The sequence below is a fragment of the Paenibacillus sp. FSL K6-2524 genome (genome assembly GCF_038005525.1).
Taxonomy (GTDB): domain Bacteria; phylum Bacillota; class Bacilli; order Paenibacillales; family Paenibacillaceae; genus Fontibacillus; species Fontibacillus anaericanus.
The window spans coordinates 5,435,001-5,448,807 of record NZ_JBBOSP010000001.1; the positions used below are offsets into that span (position 1 = coordinate 5,435,001).

At 42.3% G+C, this 13,807-nt stretch carries 20 protein-coding genes and 1 rRNA gene (1 of these 21 running past the window's edge); 2 read left to right on the forward strand and 19 right to left on the reverse strand.

The window, feature by feature from the left end; genetic code table 11:
- The 3 genes from NST85_RS25330 to NST85_RS25340 form a co-directional block, all read right to left on the reverse strand.
- Positions 1 to 86, reverse strand: a 16S ribosomal RNA gene (locus NST85_RS25330) (it extends 1,467 nt beyond the left edge of the window).
- A gap of 344 nt (positions 87 to 430) precedes the next feature.
- Positions 431 to 661 (reverse strand): hypothetical protein, encoded by a 231-nt coding sequence (locus NST85_RS25335; protein WP_127194443.1) that lies wholly within the window; start codon positions 659 to 661, stop codon positions 431 to 433.
- 211 nt (positions 662 to 872) lie between these two features.
- Positions 873 to 1,490 carry a stage II sporulation protein M gene (locus NST85_RS25340; protein WP_341190747.1) on the reverse strand — a complete coding sequence of 206 codons (618 nt, stop codon included), beginning with the start codon at positions 1,488 to 1,490 and terminating at the stop codon, positions 873 to 875.
- Positions 1,491 to 1,611: 121 nt separating this feature from the next.
- On the opposite strand from NST85_RS25340, the gene pdaB reads away from it, so the two are divergent.
- Positions 1,612 to 2,421, forward strand: coding sequence for a polysaccharide deacetylase family sporulation protein PdaB (pdaB, locus tag NST85_RS25345; protein ID WP_341190748.1), 810 nt, complete (start codon positions 1,612 to 1,614; stop codon positions 2,419 to 2,421).
- A gap of 154 nt (positions 2,422 to 2,575) precedes the next feature.
- Here pdaB and NST85_RS25350 read toward each other — a convergent pair whose 3' ends face one another.
- The gene (locus NST85_RS25350; RefSeq protein WP_341190749.1) at positions 2,576 to 3,163 is read right to left on the reverse strand and encodes a KinB-signaling pathway activation protein; all 588 of its coding nucleotides are present in this window, start codon (positions 3,161 to 3,163) and stop codon (positions 2,576 to 2,578) included.
- Between the two features lie 121 nt (positions 3,164 to 3,284).
- Between NST85_RS25350 and gerD the strand changes: the two genes are divergently transcribed.
- Entirely contained in the window at positions 3,285 to 4,025 is a 741-nt protein-coding gene (gene gerD, locus NST85_RS25355) for a spore germination lipoprotein GerD (protein WP_341190750.1), read from the forward strand.
- Between the two features lie 47 nt (positions 4,026 to 4,072).
- On the opposite strand, the gene NST85_RS25360 is transcribed toward gerD, so the two are convergent.
- The 15 genes from NST85_RS25360 to NST85_RS25430 all read right to left on the reverse strand — a co-directional run bounded on the left by NST85_RS25360 (position 4,073) and on the right by NST85_RS25430 (position 13,806).
- Positions 4,073 to 5,188 carry an Mrp/NBP35 family ATP-binding protein gene (locus NST85_RS25360; RefSeq protein ID WP_341191168.1) on the reverse strand — a complete coding sequence of 372 codons (1,116 nt, stop codon included), beginning with the start codon at positions 5,186 to 5,188 and terminating at the stop codon, positions 4,073 to 4,075.
- Positions 5,189 to 5,265: 77 nt separating this feature from the next.
- A complete protein-coding gene (cwlD, locus tag NST85_RS25365) occupies positions 5,266 to 6,018 on the reverse strand; it encodes an N-acetylmuramoyl-L-alanine amidase CwlD (RefSeq protein WP_341190751.1) in 753 nt (250 codons plus the stop codon).
- Positions 6,019 to 6,105: 87 nt separating this feature from the next.
- The gene (gene sat / locus NST85_RS25370; protein WP_341190752.1) at positions 6,106 to 7,275 is read right to left on the reverse strand and encodes a sulfate adenylyltransferase; all 1,170 of its coding nucleotides are present in this window, start codon (positions 7,273 to 7,275) and stop codon (positions 6,106 to 6,108) included.
- A gap of 35 nt (positions 7,276 to 7,310) precedes the next feature.
- Positions 7,311 to 8,003: a phosphoadenylyl-sulfate reductase gene (locus tag NST85_RS25375; protein WP_127194436.1), complete on the reverse strand. Its 693-nt coding sequence runs from the start codon at positions 8,001 to 8,003 to the stop codon at positions 7,311 to 7,313.
- A gap of 162 nt (positions 8,004 to 8,165) precedes the next feature.
- Positions 8,166 to 8,558, reverse strand: coding sequence for a 30S ribosomal protein S9 (rpsI, locus tag NST85_RS25380; protein ID WP_127194435.1), 393 nt, complete (start codon positions 8,556 to 8,558; stop codon positions 8,166 to 8,168).
- A gap of 19 nt (positions 8,559 to 8,577) precedes the next feature.
- Positions 8,578 to 9,015 carry a 50S ribosomal protein L13 gene (gene rplM, locus NST85_RS25385; RefSeq protein WP_127194434.1) on the reverse strand — a complete coding sequence of 146 codons (438 nt, stop codon included), beginning with the start codon at positions 9,013 to 9,015 and terminating at the stop codon, positions 8,578 to 8,580.
- Positions 9,016 to 9,261: 246 nt separating this feature from the next.
- Complete coding sequence (locus NST85_RS25390) at positions 9,262 to 9,618, reverse strand: TFIIB-type zinc ribbon-containing protein (RefSeq protein ID WP_127194433.1); 357 nt, start codon at positions 9,616 to 9,618, stop codon at positions 9,262 to 9,264.
- 64 nt (positions 9,619 to 9,682) lie between these two features.
- Entirely contained in the window at positions 9,683 to 10,489 is an 807-nt protein-coding gene (truA, locus tag NST85_RS25395) for a tRNA pseudouridine(38-40) synthase TruA (RefSeq protein WP_127194432.1), read from the reverse strand.
- A gap of 156 nt (positions 10,490 to 10,645) precedes the next feature.
- Complete coding sequence (gene rplQ, locus NST85_RS25400) at positions 10,646 to 11,011, reverse strand: 50S ribosomal protein L17 (protein ID WP_127194431.1); 366 nt, start codon at positions 11,009 to 11,011, stop codon at positions 10,646 to 10,648.
- 36 nt (positions 11,012 to 11,047) lie between these two features.
- Positions 11,048 to 11,992, reverse strand: a complete 945-nt coding sequence (locus NST85_RS25405) for a DNA-directed RNA polymerase subunit alpha (RefSeq protein WP_127194430.1) — start codon at positions 11,990 to 11,992, stop codon at positions 11,048 to 11,050.
- Between the two features lie 131 nt (positions 11,993 to 12,123).
- Positions 12,124 to 12,519, reverse strand: coding sequence for a 30S ribosomal protein S11 (gene rpsK, locus NST85_RS25410; RefSeq protein ID WP_127194429.1), 396 nt, complete (start codon positions 12,517 to 12,519; stop codon positions 12,124 to 12,126).
- 19 nt (positions 12,520 to 12,538) lie between these two features.
- Entirely contained in the window at positions 12,539 to 12,907 is a 369-nt protein-coding gene (gene rpsM, locus NST85_RS25415; RefSeq protein ID WP_127194428.1) for a 30S ribosomal protein S13, read from the reverse strand.
- 20 nt (positions 12,908 to 12,927) lie between these two features.
- Positions 12,928 to 13,041, reverse strand: coding sequence for a 50S ribosomal protein L36 (gene rpmJ, locus NST85_RS25420; RefSeq protein ID WP_037291536.1), 114 nt, complete (start codon positions 13,039 to 13,041; stop codon positions 12,928 to 12,930).
- Between the two features lie 232 nt (positions 13,042 to 13,273).
- Positions 13,274 to 13,489, reverse strand: coding sequence for a translation initiation factor IF-1 (gene infA, locus NST85_RS25425; protein WP_028559500.1), 216 nt, complete (start codon positions 13,487 to 13,489; stop codon positions 13,274 to 13,276).
- Between the two features lie 2 nt (positions 13,490 to 13,491).
- Positions 13,492 to 13,806 carry a KOW domain-containing RNA-binding protein gene (locus NST85_RS25430; RefSeq protein ID WP_127194427.1) on the reverse strand — a complete coding sequence of 105 codons (315 nt, stop codon included), beginning with the start codon at positions 13,804 to 13,806 and terminating at the stop codon, positions 13,492 to 13,494.
- Position 13,807: the final 1 nt, after the last annotated feature.

Genomic DNA, 13,807 nt, shown 5'->3' on the forward strand with positions numbered 1-13,807 from the left:
CAAGCACCTCATCAACTCCGCTCGACTTGCATGTATTAGGCACGCCGCCAGCGTTCGTCCTGAGCCAGGATCAAACTCTCCATTAAGTTGGAAAAGCTGATATTGCTCATTTTGAAACTGACGATATTATCTCAATCGGATTTACATCCGTTTGGAATACATCATTTTTTTGATTTTCACTTTCGTGAAATTCACTCACTCGTTGTTCAGTTTTCAAAGATCAACTTCGTTTTCGTTGTCGCTCAATGTCTCAGCAGCAACTCTTATAATATAACATGTTCACCCTGATTAAGTCAAGAAGTTTTTTTAAGATTTCTTTCAGCCAGTAACCTGACTGACACGATCCAACATCTTTTTCTTTTTTAGGGGCGAGATATAATTTATCATAATCCCAGCCCCAAAGTCAACCCTTTATCTACAATATTTTATTTTATTGTTTTGCCTGAGGAAACCATCCCCTACGAACATACTTTGAAAGCTCTTTAGACGGCGCGAACCTGGCATACATTTGGAACACTGTTTTATATCGTTTAGCAATCGAATGGCGTATATCTTGGTCCAGACGATGATCCCCCATGTCCAGCAGCATTTCATCTAACTCTTTTCGAAGTACATAATCTAGCTCTTTGTATTCTTTCTCATTAAACAACATTCCCAGCATTGCGCCTCATCTCCTCTTTTGTCTAGATTTCAAATCTCTGAAGTTCTTATGAAGTTCTTGATGTTTGTCGTATAGCTACATTGGCTTGGGTCGCTCATATATTACGCTCGTTAAGTTTGTTTAACCTTATCCCCACCAAAATAAACCGGCCCTTCCAACCGCTTTATTGGTATGCACATATTTTTGGTAAATTATGAATTATTATTAAATTTTATAATGTGACTAAATAGAAAGTAAGGGTACTTTCAATAATGGCAGCGATTAGTAACAACAACGTTATCCAGATGGATGCCCTTCCTGCTGTTTTCAAAAATCCCCCCCACTTAACTGTCCGTTCCGATTCATCTCTTGCACCCAATTCCCCTAATCCCTTTAAAACCATATATCCAAACTGAAGACCAAATCCGGAAGCGATCAATATCGCGGGGATTTCAATAATTCCATGTGGCAATAACCCTAAGACAATTAGATCAAACATATTCTCTCCTTGAGATGCAGCAGTAGTTAGCAGAAAACCTATAACCATTCCATTCATCATCAAAAAGAAAATCGGTAGCAATCCAAATAAAGCACCTGCAAAAATAATGACGATACTCTTCACAGCATTGTTAAGGAAAATAAACACAAAAAAGCTCCACTGCGGATTTGCAGACTCTGATAATTCCCGACTGTACTCCTGTAAACCCTGCAATTGCGGAGTGATTAGCTCCGTAATAAAATCAGCATTCAAAGTTCCAATAACGATACCAGCTGTAAAAAGAATCAATGACAATGCCATCATTTTCTTATAAAAAAATAAATCCTGTACAAATCTACGCAATGAAGTCATAAAAAAATCCTCCTGAAAACCGTATTTGTTTTACTAGCTAAGAAAAGTAATAACTTAAAGGTACGAGCATACATTGTAAAAGTGGATAAATCATTCTGATAACGAGAGGGGCTTAAAGCTCATGAACAACTTCTTCTATGTCCTGAACGGGAAGAGAATCAAAAAGTTTTTCTTTGTTTTCACTGCGGCCCTGTTTGCAGTAGGTATTATTTATGTAGAGAAGGGCCATGTTACGGTGTTCTCTGAAGAGAGCAGTCCTTCCGCTATTTACAGCGTGTCTACGGAAAAGAAAGTGATTGCCCTTACCTTCGATATTAGTTGGGGAGACAAGCGTACAGAGCCTATCCTTAAAGTGCTCAAGGACAAAGGAGTACAAAAAGCAACGTTCTTCCTCTCTTCTCCTTGGAGTAAGTCTCACCCTGAGATTGTAAAGGCAATTCAGCAACAAGGTTACGAAATCGGAAGCCATGGTCATAAACACGTCAATTACAGTGGACTGAACGAAGAAGAGATCACCCGCCAAATTTCCTCGGCACATTCTATTTTAACCGACTTAACTGGAAAAGAGCCAAAACTCCTTCGTCTTCCAAACGGAGATTTCGACAAACGTGTACTGAAAATCGCCCAAAATAAAGGGTATAGCGTCATTCAATGGGATACAGATTCACAAGATTGGATGAACAAAGGGGTGCAGACTATCGTTGATCGAGTAGTGAGTAAAGCGCATCCTGGAGATATTGTTTTACTTCACGCCAGTGACTCTGTTAAACAAACGCATGAAGCCCTCCCCATTATTATCGATGAACTTCGCAAGAAGGGTTATGAATTTGTCACCGTATCCGATTTACTTACAGAAGCAAGTGTCAAAGGCTCCGAAGTTCGCGATCAAACCTGGGTGCAACAAGAGATAAATAACGCTGCCGGCATGTAGTTCTCTTATAAGTAATTCAGTTTTTTTAATAATCCGGACTTCTGTAATTTCAGAAGTTCTTTTTTTATAGTTTTGTTGTAGATAAGGTAACTGAGATAACAAAAAAAAGTTCAGGTTGTGCCCCCCGAACTCTTAGCAATTGATGTATGTATTATTAACGATTCGCAGGCTTCAATAACCGGTGTAAAATCATAATTTGGTAAGCGTTACAAGCAATAAGCGGTGCACCGATCCATACCGTTGCTTGGTCAACGCCGATATTGAGCACACCAACCATCTCTACTATTGTCACGGAGATCATATAGAATAATGTGGGAATCCAAGCTGAATTATTCGTTGCTTTCACTTTCAAATAAGCTGTAACACAAGAAATGACAAGAATAATGATACCCAGTACCACATCTGAAATTCCATTCTTCTCTTCGCCTAGAAAAACTCGGAGGAACAGCAGTTCCATTAACGCCAGAACGGTAAGTCCAATTTGTATATATCTCCATGTTACTTTTGAAAAAACACCTGATCCCATATAATTCAACATTAAATATGCAAAAAAGCCCATTTGAGAATAAACACTAACCATAATTCCAACCCCGAGCAATATAGCCATATTCACAAAAAAATCAGCTGTTCCATTTAATTGTACGGTATGAGTCCATTGTAATAGCAATCCAGCTACAAGCGAAACAACCGCCCCAACTACCAAAGTTGTCCAAAGTAAATATATCCATTTTTTCAAGTTCAAAGATCACACCTCCGCAATTATTTTACCAACCTTTCCAGTAAAAAACCATTCTTTTCAATAGGATAATTCCTTTTTATGACCGCATACTAAGGACAGTGACGATAACAAGGAGGAAGGGACCATGAAATGGCTTGGTTACCGATGGTTATTATGCATCTTGTGTACATTTGCTCTTACGCTAACGGCCTGCGGTTCTGAACAAAGCTCTTCGTCTCAAGGTGGAGGATACAAGGAGACAAAGACCATGCTTTTAGATATCCTTAAATCGGATGAAGGAAAAAAGGCCATATATGAAGCTATAAGCAGCGGAGGTAGCAGCTCAAGCTCTAGTTCAGATTCTGGAGGAGGATCCAGCGGTGGTGGAACTGTTGGTGTTAAAATGATTCTCCCTTCACAAACGAACGATGAAGTACGACTCGCTGTTAAAGACACGATCACCTCTCCAGAATATAAGAAAGAAATCGAAAAAATTATGACTGAGCCTAAATTTGCGGGGGATTTTGCTAAGGCGATTAACTCCGAGAGCAAGCAACTTCATTTACAACTAATCAAGGACCCAACTTATCAAAAATCAGTTGGCGAAATTATGAAGTCACCTGAAATGATGAAGATGTTTCTAGATCTCACGAAAACTTCAGATTATCGCAAACAGTCCATGTCTGTAGTTCAAGAAACGATGCAAAGCCCCTTGTTCAAAATGGAAATAATGGAAATACTAAAGGCCGTTGTTAAGGAACAGCTCGAGCCCAAGATCACTGATTCGAAAAGTGGTGGTGAAGGCGGATCAGGAGAATCGGGAGATTCAGGTGGCGATAGTGGCGGTGGCGAAGGCAGCGGAAGTGGTAGTGACGGTTCTTCTTAACCGGAAAGACGAATTACACATTGCATTTAAAAAGACTGACCACTCGGTCAGTCTTTGCTGTATTTATTCATAACTTGTTTGGCCATATCGTTATAAATCTTCCCAATCAAACTATCTTCCTTATAAACGGAAGGTGAAAAATCAGGTTCTGAAGGATGGTTGTCCGGCGCTCCAAGTGGGATCTGGGCAAGCAAATCGGTATGAAGGGTCTCTGCCAACTGTGCCCCGCCGCCTCTGCCAAATACATAATCCTTACTCCCACAAGCCTTACATTCGTAATAAGCCATATTTTCTACCACACCCAACACTTCGTGCTCTGTTTGAAGCGCCATCGCCCCCGCCCGAGCTGCCACGAATGCCGCAGTTGCATGTGGAGTCGTCACAATGATCTCGCGGCTTTGCGGGAGCATTTGATGCACATCAAGTGCGATGTCACCAGTACCTGGAGGTAGATCTAATAACATATAATCTAATTCTCCCCAGTCAACATCGCTGAGAAACTGCCGAAGCATCTTACCAAGCATCGGCCCACGCCAGATAACGGGATTGTTCTCACGAATAAAGAACCCCATCGACATTACTTTGACGCCAAAACGTTCAACAGGAATAATGGACCCATCCTCAACGATAGGAGTCTCTTCGATCCCCATCATATCCGGTACACTGAACCCGTAGATATCAGCATCAATAAGCCCAACCTTCTGACCAGAGCGAGCAAGAGCTACAGCTAAATTAACAGTTACGGTTGATTTACCTACACCGCCTTTTCCACTAGCAATGGCAACGAAGTTCACTTTAGTATTAGGATCTAGAATCGGAAGTTGTTCTAACCCAGCTGCACGACCTTTAAAACGCTCTCCATTCGGAGCAGAAGAAATAGATTCCTCAAGTTCTGAGCCAAGCGCTTCCTCCCTCTCCTGCTCTGATGCCTCTCTAAGTCGAAGATGTACATCTTTTACTCCTAGCTCAGAAAGACGCAGGCGGATTTCACTCTCCAGTTTCTCTTGCAAATCCTTGCTCTTTTCTAAACAGATAACCGTAAGCGAGACGCGGTCCTCTTTGACCATCATATCGCGAATCCACTGCATCTCAACCAAGCTTCGTTTTAATGTAGGTTCAATAATTGGAAGCAGCGCATTCTGAAGTTCTTCCTTCGATAACAATGACAGCACCTCGACTTCATCTCATATCGTATTAACTATAATAATAATTTATTATAGCATTATCTGCCATTTAACGCTCAGTTCTCACTCTTTTCGCCAGCAGTATATCGTAGAATCCCCTTGTAAATCGCGCCAGCGACTTTACGCTGATAAGCGTCATCCTTCAACCACTTCGACTCCTCAGGATGCGATAGAAATCCAACCTCTACCAGGACGGCAGGGATTTTTAGCGCTTCTAATAAATACACGGTCTTATCTGATTGTTTGGCAACTCGATCGGTATTCTCTAGATTGACTTTTAACTCCTGCTGCACAAGTTGAGCCAAATTCACACTATCCTCATTCTGTTTATTATAGAACGTCTGCGCTCCGCTCCATCGTGAGGAAGGTACGCTATTCATATGAATGCTCAGAAACAACTTCGCTTCCTTCTCTTCTATAAATCGTACACGCTGCTTGAGATCTTCTGATTTTCGCTTCTTATAACCTTTTGTATCCGCTCCTGCCAAGTCACGATCATCTTCTCGCGTCATAACTACTATAGCCCCTGCTTGTTGCAAATAATCCCGTAAATACAAGGCCACCGCCAGATTAATATCCTTCTCGATGATCCCTTGCTTACTTACTGCCCCTCCATCCGGCCCACCATGACCTGCGTCTAAAGCAATGGTTACACCGGCCAACGGGAGACTCCAGTATTTCCATACTTTCGTTGTAGGAATTTCATAGACTGCTATTGTCAGCAATATCCCCAGTAAAACTAACCCAACCAGCATCTTTTTTACACGGCTGAAGGAAATAGATACAAACAACTTATCTTTTGAGCCCATAAAAAAGCCACCTCCGTCCCCATAATGACAATACTCATCTATATGGGACAAGGTGGACAAATATACCTAACAAGGATGTAGTTCTCCTTAAATTACAACTTGATGGCTCATACCCTCGATCAATACTTTGGCCACTTCTGGCCGCGTAAACTCTGGTGGTGGACATACCCCATCACGCAGTAACGCTCTTACTTTTGTGCCGGATAAAGTCAAATGATCTTCACTAGGATGAGGGCATGTCTTGCTGGACGCCATGTTACCACATTTAGTACAGAAGAAACTATGTTCGAAGAACAATGGCGAGATTCCCAATTCTTCAGTTGTAAAGTTAGAGAAGATTTCCTGCGCTTCATACGTCCCATAATAATCTCCTACACCTGCATGATCACGGCCAACAATAAAATGGGTACAACCGTAATTTTTCCGTACCATAGCGTGGAAGATCGCTTCCCGTGGTCCCGCATAACGCATGGCTGCCGGGAATACACCTAGAAATGTACGGTTCGCAGGATAATAATTCTCTAACAGAGTCAAATAACTTTGCATCCGCACATCAGCTGCGACATCGTCCGATTTCGTCTCACCAACAAGTGGATTCAGAAAAAGAGCATCCACGATCTCCATAGCACTCTTCTGGATATACTCATGTGCCCGATGAACTGGATTACGGGTTTGAAAACCAACAACAGTTCTCCAACCCTTCTCAGCAAAAATAGCACGAGTCACGGCAGGATCATAATAAAACTCCCCAAATCGCTCTGGCCGCGGACGATTAAGCACCTTAATTGATCCACCAACATAAATCGGCGACTTCTCTAGTAATTTTTTCACACCAGGATGCTCTGGATCTTCCGTTTTGAATACGTTTTTGACTTCAACAGCTTGATCAACCTTATAAATACTTTCTATCTCAAGTAGTCCGTAAACTACCCCATCTTTTTCACCCACTAAGGCTACTTCCTGTTGGACCGTAAGACTTAGAGCTTGTTCTTCACTGACAGACAACGTAATAGGAATACTCCACACCGTACCATCTGCGAGTCTCATTGAACTCACAACAGAATGATAATCTTCTTCATTCAAGAAGCCCGTTAACGGAGAAAACGCACCCACACCAATTAAATCGAGATCCGATATCGTCCATGCATTAATCTGAATCACTGACAAATTCTTCGCAGCTAGTAATAAGTTTTCACGTTCTTCACCTGTAATAACACGATTGATCAGAGTACCCCCATGTGGTGCAATTGCAGTCATACATTTCTCCCCTTCGTTATATGCATATAGTATATTTATTTATGCAATCCGCATTCCGTCTTCTCCGACCCTGCCCAGCGTCCAGCACGAGGATCCTCCCCTGGCATAACCTGACGAGTACATTGCTGACACCCAATACTAGGAAAGTTCTGATCATGGAGAGGATTGTATATAATATCGTTCTTACGAATATAATTCCACACATCATCCGTACTCCAACTCGCCAATGGATTGAACTTAACTAGTCCAAATTTGCTATCATACTCAACTTTCTTTGCATTAGCCCGTGTCGGTGCTTGATCCCGGCGGATCCCCGTTATCCATGCATCATACTGAGATAAAATACGCGTTAATGGCTCTACTTTTCTAATACCACAACATGCATTTGCATCTGTAGTCCACAATTCCTCACCATGTTGTAATGACTGTTCTTCAGGAGTTAATTTCGGAGATACCCGTACAAACTCTAGATCATATCTAGCAGCCATAGCATCGCGTGTCTCATACGTTTCTTTGAAATGATAATCCGTATCTAGATAAAAGATATCACTAGTAGGACTGATCTGTTGCAGCATATCTACGAGCACAACATCTTCTGCTCCAAAGCTACAAGCAAATGTTAAATGCGGAAATGCCTCTACTGCCCAAGCAATTACCTCCTCCGCAGATGCTGACTCCAGTTCCTCTGCCTTAACCTTGATCAATTCTTCTTTTTCTAATAAGTTCATTCCTTCTCCTCCTTAGACAATACATAAATAAGGAAATAGTCCTACTAAACACATTTGAATTATATATTAAAGTATAAAACTTTCCAGCAATAAGTCAATAATACAAAAAAAAGAACCCTCTCTCGATTTCTCGAAAGAGGGTTCTTGAATGAACTGAAAATATTAACGTTTGGAGAACTGTGGCGCGCGACGAGCGGCTTTAAGACCGTATTTTTTACGTTCTTTCATCCGTGGGTCACGAGTCAAGAATCCTGCTTTTTTAAGAGCTGGACGAAGTTCTGGATCAGCTTTAAGCAATGCACGTGAAATACCGTGACGAATTGCTCCTGCTTGACCAGATGTACCGCCACCATGTGCGATAACTAGTACATCATAACTACCAAGCGTTTCTGTCAAATTAAGTGGTTGTTTAACAATCAGCTTAAGAGTCTCCAGACAAAAATATTCATTGATGTCGCGTTTATTAATGACAATGCGTCCTTCACCCGGTACAAGGCGAACACGAGCTACCGAATGTTTACGACGACCTGTCCCATAGTATTGTACTTGAGCCATGAAACTGTCCTCCTTTTAATTATCCGCGAAGTTCGTAAACTTCAGGTTTTTGTGCTGCATGTGGATGCTCAGCGCCAGCGTATGCTTTCAATCTAAGCTTCATTTTCTCGCCTTGGCGAGTTTTTGGCAACATGCCATGAATAGCAAATTCAATCATACGTTCAGGGTAAGTTCTAAGCAAGTCTTGAGCGACTGTAACTTTCAAACCACCTTGGTGCATGGAGTGACGGTAGTATTTCTTGTTTTCCATTTTCTTACCAGTTAGTGTAATCTTCTCAGCGTTAATTACGATAACAAAGTCACCGCCATCAACATGAGGAGTAAATTCGGGTTTGTGTTTACCGCGAATGAGTGCTGCAGCTTCGCTAGCCAATCGGCCTAACGTTTTGCCAGTGGCATCAATAATGTGCCATTTGCGCTCAACTTCGCTTGGCTTAGCAATATAAGTGGTACGCATGTAAAGATCCTCCTTCATTCTCGTCCGAAATAGTCCATTAATGCTGAATATGATCAACAATTCAGATTGCCGAACAACTCAGCCCATTTATCTTCGATCGTTGTTATTATCTTGTAAGCTAACATTAATTTTACTGTTGTTTTGGTCTTCTTAATTGGGGGCCGTGGGATAGCCATTAAGAAAACACAACTTTTATTCTACAGGATGTAAAAATAATACGCAAGTCTTTTTTCGTATTATTTCAGTTTAATCGAATAAATCTCCGAACACATCCAGCACTGACTTTTTCTTCTTATGTTGATGTCCTTTATTATATCCATGCTTTTGATCCCTGTAATCGTAGGCCTGATGCGACTGAGAACTAGATCCTTGATTCAAGTTAGGGGATTGACGGTTCACTTCTTTGCGGTCATATTCTGATTCGCCCTCACGATTACCATACCATTCGTTAAATGCGGGACGAATCTCACGTATTTCACTCAACAGTTTATCAAGCTCTCCCCTGTCAAGCCATACACCTTTGCATTCAGTACACACATCAATCAAAACTCCATCCTTCTCTACTTCTCTCATACGAACATTATCACATACAGGACACTTCATTCAGGTAGACCCTCCTATGGTTTGTTTTGTATATGCTACGTACAAATGTACCTATAGGTTTCGTTTATTCATCAGCTATCTCGGAATTTAACAAAAGAACCTCTTCATTAAATTCTACCTTCCACAACATCAGACCCTTACTCTCTGCTGTTGGACCTGCAGCCATACGATTCTTCTTTTCTAGGATATTTCCCATATCCTCTGGTCGACGCTTACCTTCACCAATCTCAAGTAAGGTCCCCATAATAATCCGAACCATATGTTGAAGAAACCCATTGCCAGTTATATAAAAGTGTATGATTCCTTGCTCGTGTGTACCCGGATAGTCAGAAGACGTATCTACTACCATTTGTGCCTCATAGATCGTACGTACATGACTCGTCTTAGTCGAACGCCGGGAAGCAAATGAAGTATAGTCATGGGTGCCCACTATATACTTCAATCCCTCACGCATAGCCGATAAGTCAAGCTTACCTGGGTGATGGTATTGTAAATTGCGTTGGAACACATCAGGTACACGATTGCCGTTAATCGAATACCTATAAGTCTTCCGCTTAGCCGAACGGCGAGAATGGAAGTCCATCGGCACTTCACGTACCTCAGTCACTCTTATATCGCTGGGGAGACGGCCATTTAGCGCTAACCGCCAACGTTCAAGTGGTATAAGTGAAGAGGTACTAAAGTGGAATGGCTGTTCACGAGCATGTACCCCAGCGTCAGTGCGACCAGAGCCGTGAATCTTCACAACTTCACCCGTCAAGTGAACTATTGCTGCTTCCAAATGATCCTGTATTGTGTTCCCACCAGGTTGGGTTTGGAAGCCGTAATAGTTCGTTCCATCATAACTGACAGTCATAAACACATTACGCAACAGACACCCTCCTTTCGCTATATCGTGAACAGTCTATAGAATGAACAACTCACTCTCATTACATGGAAAAACTCTCCGATCGCGAGGCCTAAAGGTCGCGCTGACAGAGAGTTTTCTATTCCCCAAGAAAGGGAACTAGGATATACACCCTAGTGATTACGAACGGTCTACCAATTCCAGATAAACCATAGGTGCTGCGTCACCGCGGCGAGGTCCTAGTTTCAAGATACGAGTGTATCCACCTGGACGTTCGGAGTAACGAGTTGCGATATCTGCAAACAATTTTTGGATTGCATCTTGCTCTCCATCAATAGATTCGCGACGAACATAAGCTGCCACTTGGCGACGAGCATGAAGATCTCCACGCTTAGCCTTAGTGATCAGTTTCTCAGCGATAGAGCGAACTTCTTTCGCTTTAGCTTCTGTCGTTTGGATACGTTCGTATAAGAATAGGTCTGTTACCAGATCGCGAAACAAAGCTTTACGCGCACTGGAATCGCGGCCCAACTTTTGGTATGCCATGAGTTTTCCCTCCTTCGCTAGAACGATTCAAGCAGTTTATTCTTCCGTACGAAGACCTAATCCGAGCTCTTCGAGCTTTTCTTGTACTTCCTCTAAAGATTTGCGTCCGAGGTTACGAACTTTCATCATATCTTCTTCGGTTTTCGTAGTAAGCTCTTGTACCGTATTAATGCCGGCACGTTTAAGGCAATTATAGGATCGAACAGAGAGGTCAAGCTCCTCAATCGTCATTTCAAGAACTTTTTCTTTCTTGTCTTCTTCTTTTTCAACCATAATTTCAGCGTCTTTCGCTTCGTCCGTGAGACCCACGAACAAGAAAAGATGCTCGGTCAAAATTTTAGCACCGAGGCTAACTGCCTCTTCCGGTCTAATGCTACCATCACTCCATACTTCGAGCGAAAGCTTGTCGTAGTTCGTCACTTGTCCAACACGTGTATTTTCTACAACGTAATTGACACGAGTAATTGGGGTATAGATCGAATCAACAGGAATCACACCAATTGGTTGATCATCTCTTTTGTTCCGATCCGCCTGAACGTAACCACGGCCGCGGCCAGCAAAAATCCGCATGTGGAGTCTGGAACCCGGCTCAAGTGTAGCAATATGCAAATCCGGATTAAGAATTTCCACATCGCTATCCGCACGAATATCTCCAGCCGTAATAATTCCTTCGCCTTCCGCATCGATTTCGAGAGTTTTCTCTTCATCGGAGTGGATTTTGAGCGAGAGAGCTTTCAGGTTGAGAATGATCTCCGTAACGTCTTCCATTACGCCCGGAATGGTTGCGAATTCATGCAGAACACCATCGATTTGGACCGATGTTACCGCCGCACCCGGCAGAGAAGAGAGCAAAATCCGGCGAAGCGAGTTGCCCAGTGTGGTGCCATACCCACGCTCAAGTGGTTCTACTACAAATTTCCCATAGGTGCCATCATCGTTAACTTCAACGGTCTCAATTTTCGGCTTTTCGATTTCTATCACGAAGTACCCCTCCTTCAAAACGTCGTTCCTCTAGAAAATGCACATGCTCACTGAAGTCTATCAACTAGTATGTCTAAACAACCATTGTTACCAAATTGCGCTGTTGTTATACCACACTAAAGGCGGCTTCATTAAACGCGGCGACGTTTTGGAGGACGGCATCCGTTATGAGGAATTGGAGTAACGTCTTTAATTACGTTAACTTCCAGACCAGCCGCTTGCAAGGAGCGGATAGCGGCTTCGCGGCCTGCTCCTGGTCCTTTAACCATAACTTCAACGGTTTTCATACCATGTTCCATTGCAGCTTTAGCAGCAGATTCTGCAGCCATTTGAGCAGCAAATGGAGTTGATTTACGGGAACCCTTAAATCCTTGGCCGCCGGAGCTAGCCCAAGAAATTGCGTTACCGTGTGGATCCGTGATCGTTACGATCGTGTTGTTGAAGGTGGAGCGGATATGTGCCACACCCGATTCAATATTTTTACGGTCGCGACGTTTAGTACGTACGACTTTTTTCGGTTTAGCCATTGTCAGTTATCCCCCCTTCTTATTTCTTCTTGTTCGCTACAGTACGACGAGGACCCTTACGAGTACGGGCATTAGTCTTCGTACGTTGTCCGCGAACAGGCAGACCACGACGGTGACGCACTCCACGGTAGCAGCCAATTTCGATCAAACGTTTAATATTTAAGGAAATTTCACGACGAAGGTCGCCTTCTACTTTGACTTCTTTGTCGATCGTTTCGCGTAGTTTGCTAACCTCATCTTCCGTCAAATCACGAACACGTGTGTCATGATTGATGCCTGTCAATTTCAGGATTTTCTGTGAAGTCGTTTTACCGATTCCGAAAATGTAAGTTAAGGCGATCTCAACGCGTTTATCACGTGGCAAATCCACACCAGCTATACGTGCCATTTTACGCTACACCCCCTTCTTTAACCTTGTTTTTGTTTATGCTTTGGATTTTCACAAATCACCATAACATTGCCTTTGCGACGAATGACTTTGCATTTTTCGCACATAGGCTTCACAGAAGGTCTTACCTTCATGTTGATTACCTCCTAAAAGTTTTACGAATGTAAAACTGACTTCGAAAGCGTAAGCTCCGTTTTTGAGAAGCAAAACTCTCTTCGTAAGGATAAACTAAGTTTTACTGTAGTAAAACTGAATTCATAGTGTTGATTTTGTACATTGCGATGCATGAATTACCCGCAAATAAAACTCAACCCGAATATCATATCATAAATACTTTATAAATGGTATGGGTATCGGAACCAGAATCTATTTACGGTATGTGATACGACCTTTTGTAAGATCATAAGGTGATAATTGAATTACAACTTTGTCTCCAGTCAGTATACGGATAAAGTGCATCCGTAGCTTTCCAGAAACATGAGCGAGAATTTGATGACCATTCTCGAGCTCAACCTTGAATGTAGCATTTGGTAGCGGTTCTATAACCGTACCTTCGACTTCAATGACATCTTCCTTAGCCACAGTCAGTCTCCTTTCTTCTCAGCATTTATATTGGCGGATTCCACATAAGCATTCACTGCGTAACGCAGCTTAGCATTTGTTACTCGCCCGCTTTCTTGCAAACTATGAACAACCTCGCTGCTGATCATTGGCTGAAGTTCAAGATGCTGTATATTTTTACGCTTAGGCTGATCAAACTTCCGTTTGGCCCCATCTACAATCATAACGAACTTGTCGTCAATAATCTGCACAATTACGTAAAATGAACCTGCATCTTTACCTTTCAGAACTCTCACAATTTGACCAATTTGAACTTCAGAACATGGTTTCATATTCATC

Coding starts and splice junctions, on each gene's coding strand:
- NST85_RS25430 (WP_127194427.1), bottom strand. CDS start 13,806: ATGAATATGAAACCATGTTCTGAAGTTCAAATTGGTCAAATTGTGAGA.
- pdaB (WP_341190748.1), top strand. CDS start 1,612: ATGAACAACTTCTTCTATGTCCTGAACGGGAAGAGAATCAAAAAGTTT.
- rpsM (WP_127194428.1), bottom strand. CDS start 12,907: ATGGCACGTATAGCTGGTGTGGATTTGCCACGTGATAAACGCGTTGAG.
- NST85_RS25335 (WP_127194443.1), bottom strand. CDS start 661: ATGCTGGGAATGTTGTTTAATGAGAAAGAATACAAAGAGCTAGATTAT.
- rpmJ (WP_037291536.1), bottom strand. CDS start 13,041: ATGAAGGTAAGACCTTCTGTGAAGCCTATGTGCGAAAAATGCAAAGTC.
- NST85_RS25390 (WP_127194433.1), bottom strand. CDS start 9,618: ATGAAGTGTCCTGTATGTGATAATGTTCGTATGAGAGAAGTAGAGAAG.
- rpsI (WP_127194435.1), bottom strand. CDS start 8,558: ATGGCTCAAGTACAATACTATGGGACAGGTCGTCGTAAACATTCGGTA.
- rpsK (WP_127194429.1), bottom strand. CDS start 12,519: ATGGCTAAACCGAAAAAAGTCGTACGTACTAAACGTCGCGACCGTAAA.
- NST85_RS25375 (WP_127194436.1), bottom strand. CDS start 8,003: ATGAACTTATTAGAAAAAGAAGAATTGATCAAGGTTAAGGCAGAGGAA.
- cwlD (WP_341190751.1), bottom strand. CDS start 6,018: ATGGGCTCAAAAGATAAGTTGTTTGTATCTATTTCCTTCAGCCGTGTA.
- rplQ (WP_127194431.1), bottom strand. CDS start 11,011: ATGGCATACCAAAAGTTGGGCCGCGATTCCAGTGCGCGTAAAGCTTTG.
- sat (WP_341190752.1), bottom strand. CDS start 7,275: ATGACTGCAATTGCACCACATGGGGGTACTCTGATCAATCGTGTTATT.
- gerD (WP_341190750.1), top strand. CDS start 3,285: ATGAAATGGCTTGGTTACCGATGGTTATTATGCATCTTGTGTACATTT.
- rplM (WP_127194434.1), bottom strand. CDS start 9,015: ATGCGTACCACTTATATTGCTAAGCCAAGCGAAGTTGAGCGCAAATGG.
- NST85_RS25340 (WP_341190747.1), bottom strand. CDS start 1,490: ATGACTTCATTGCGTAGATTTGTACAGGATTTATTTTTTTATAAGAAA.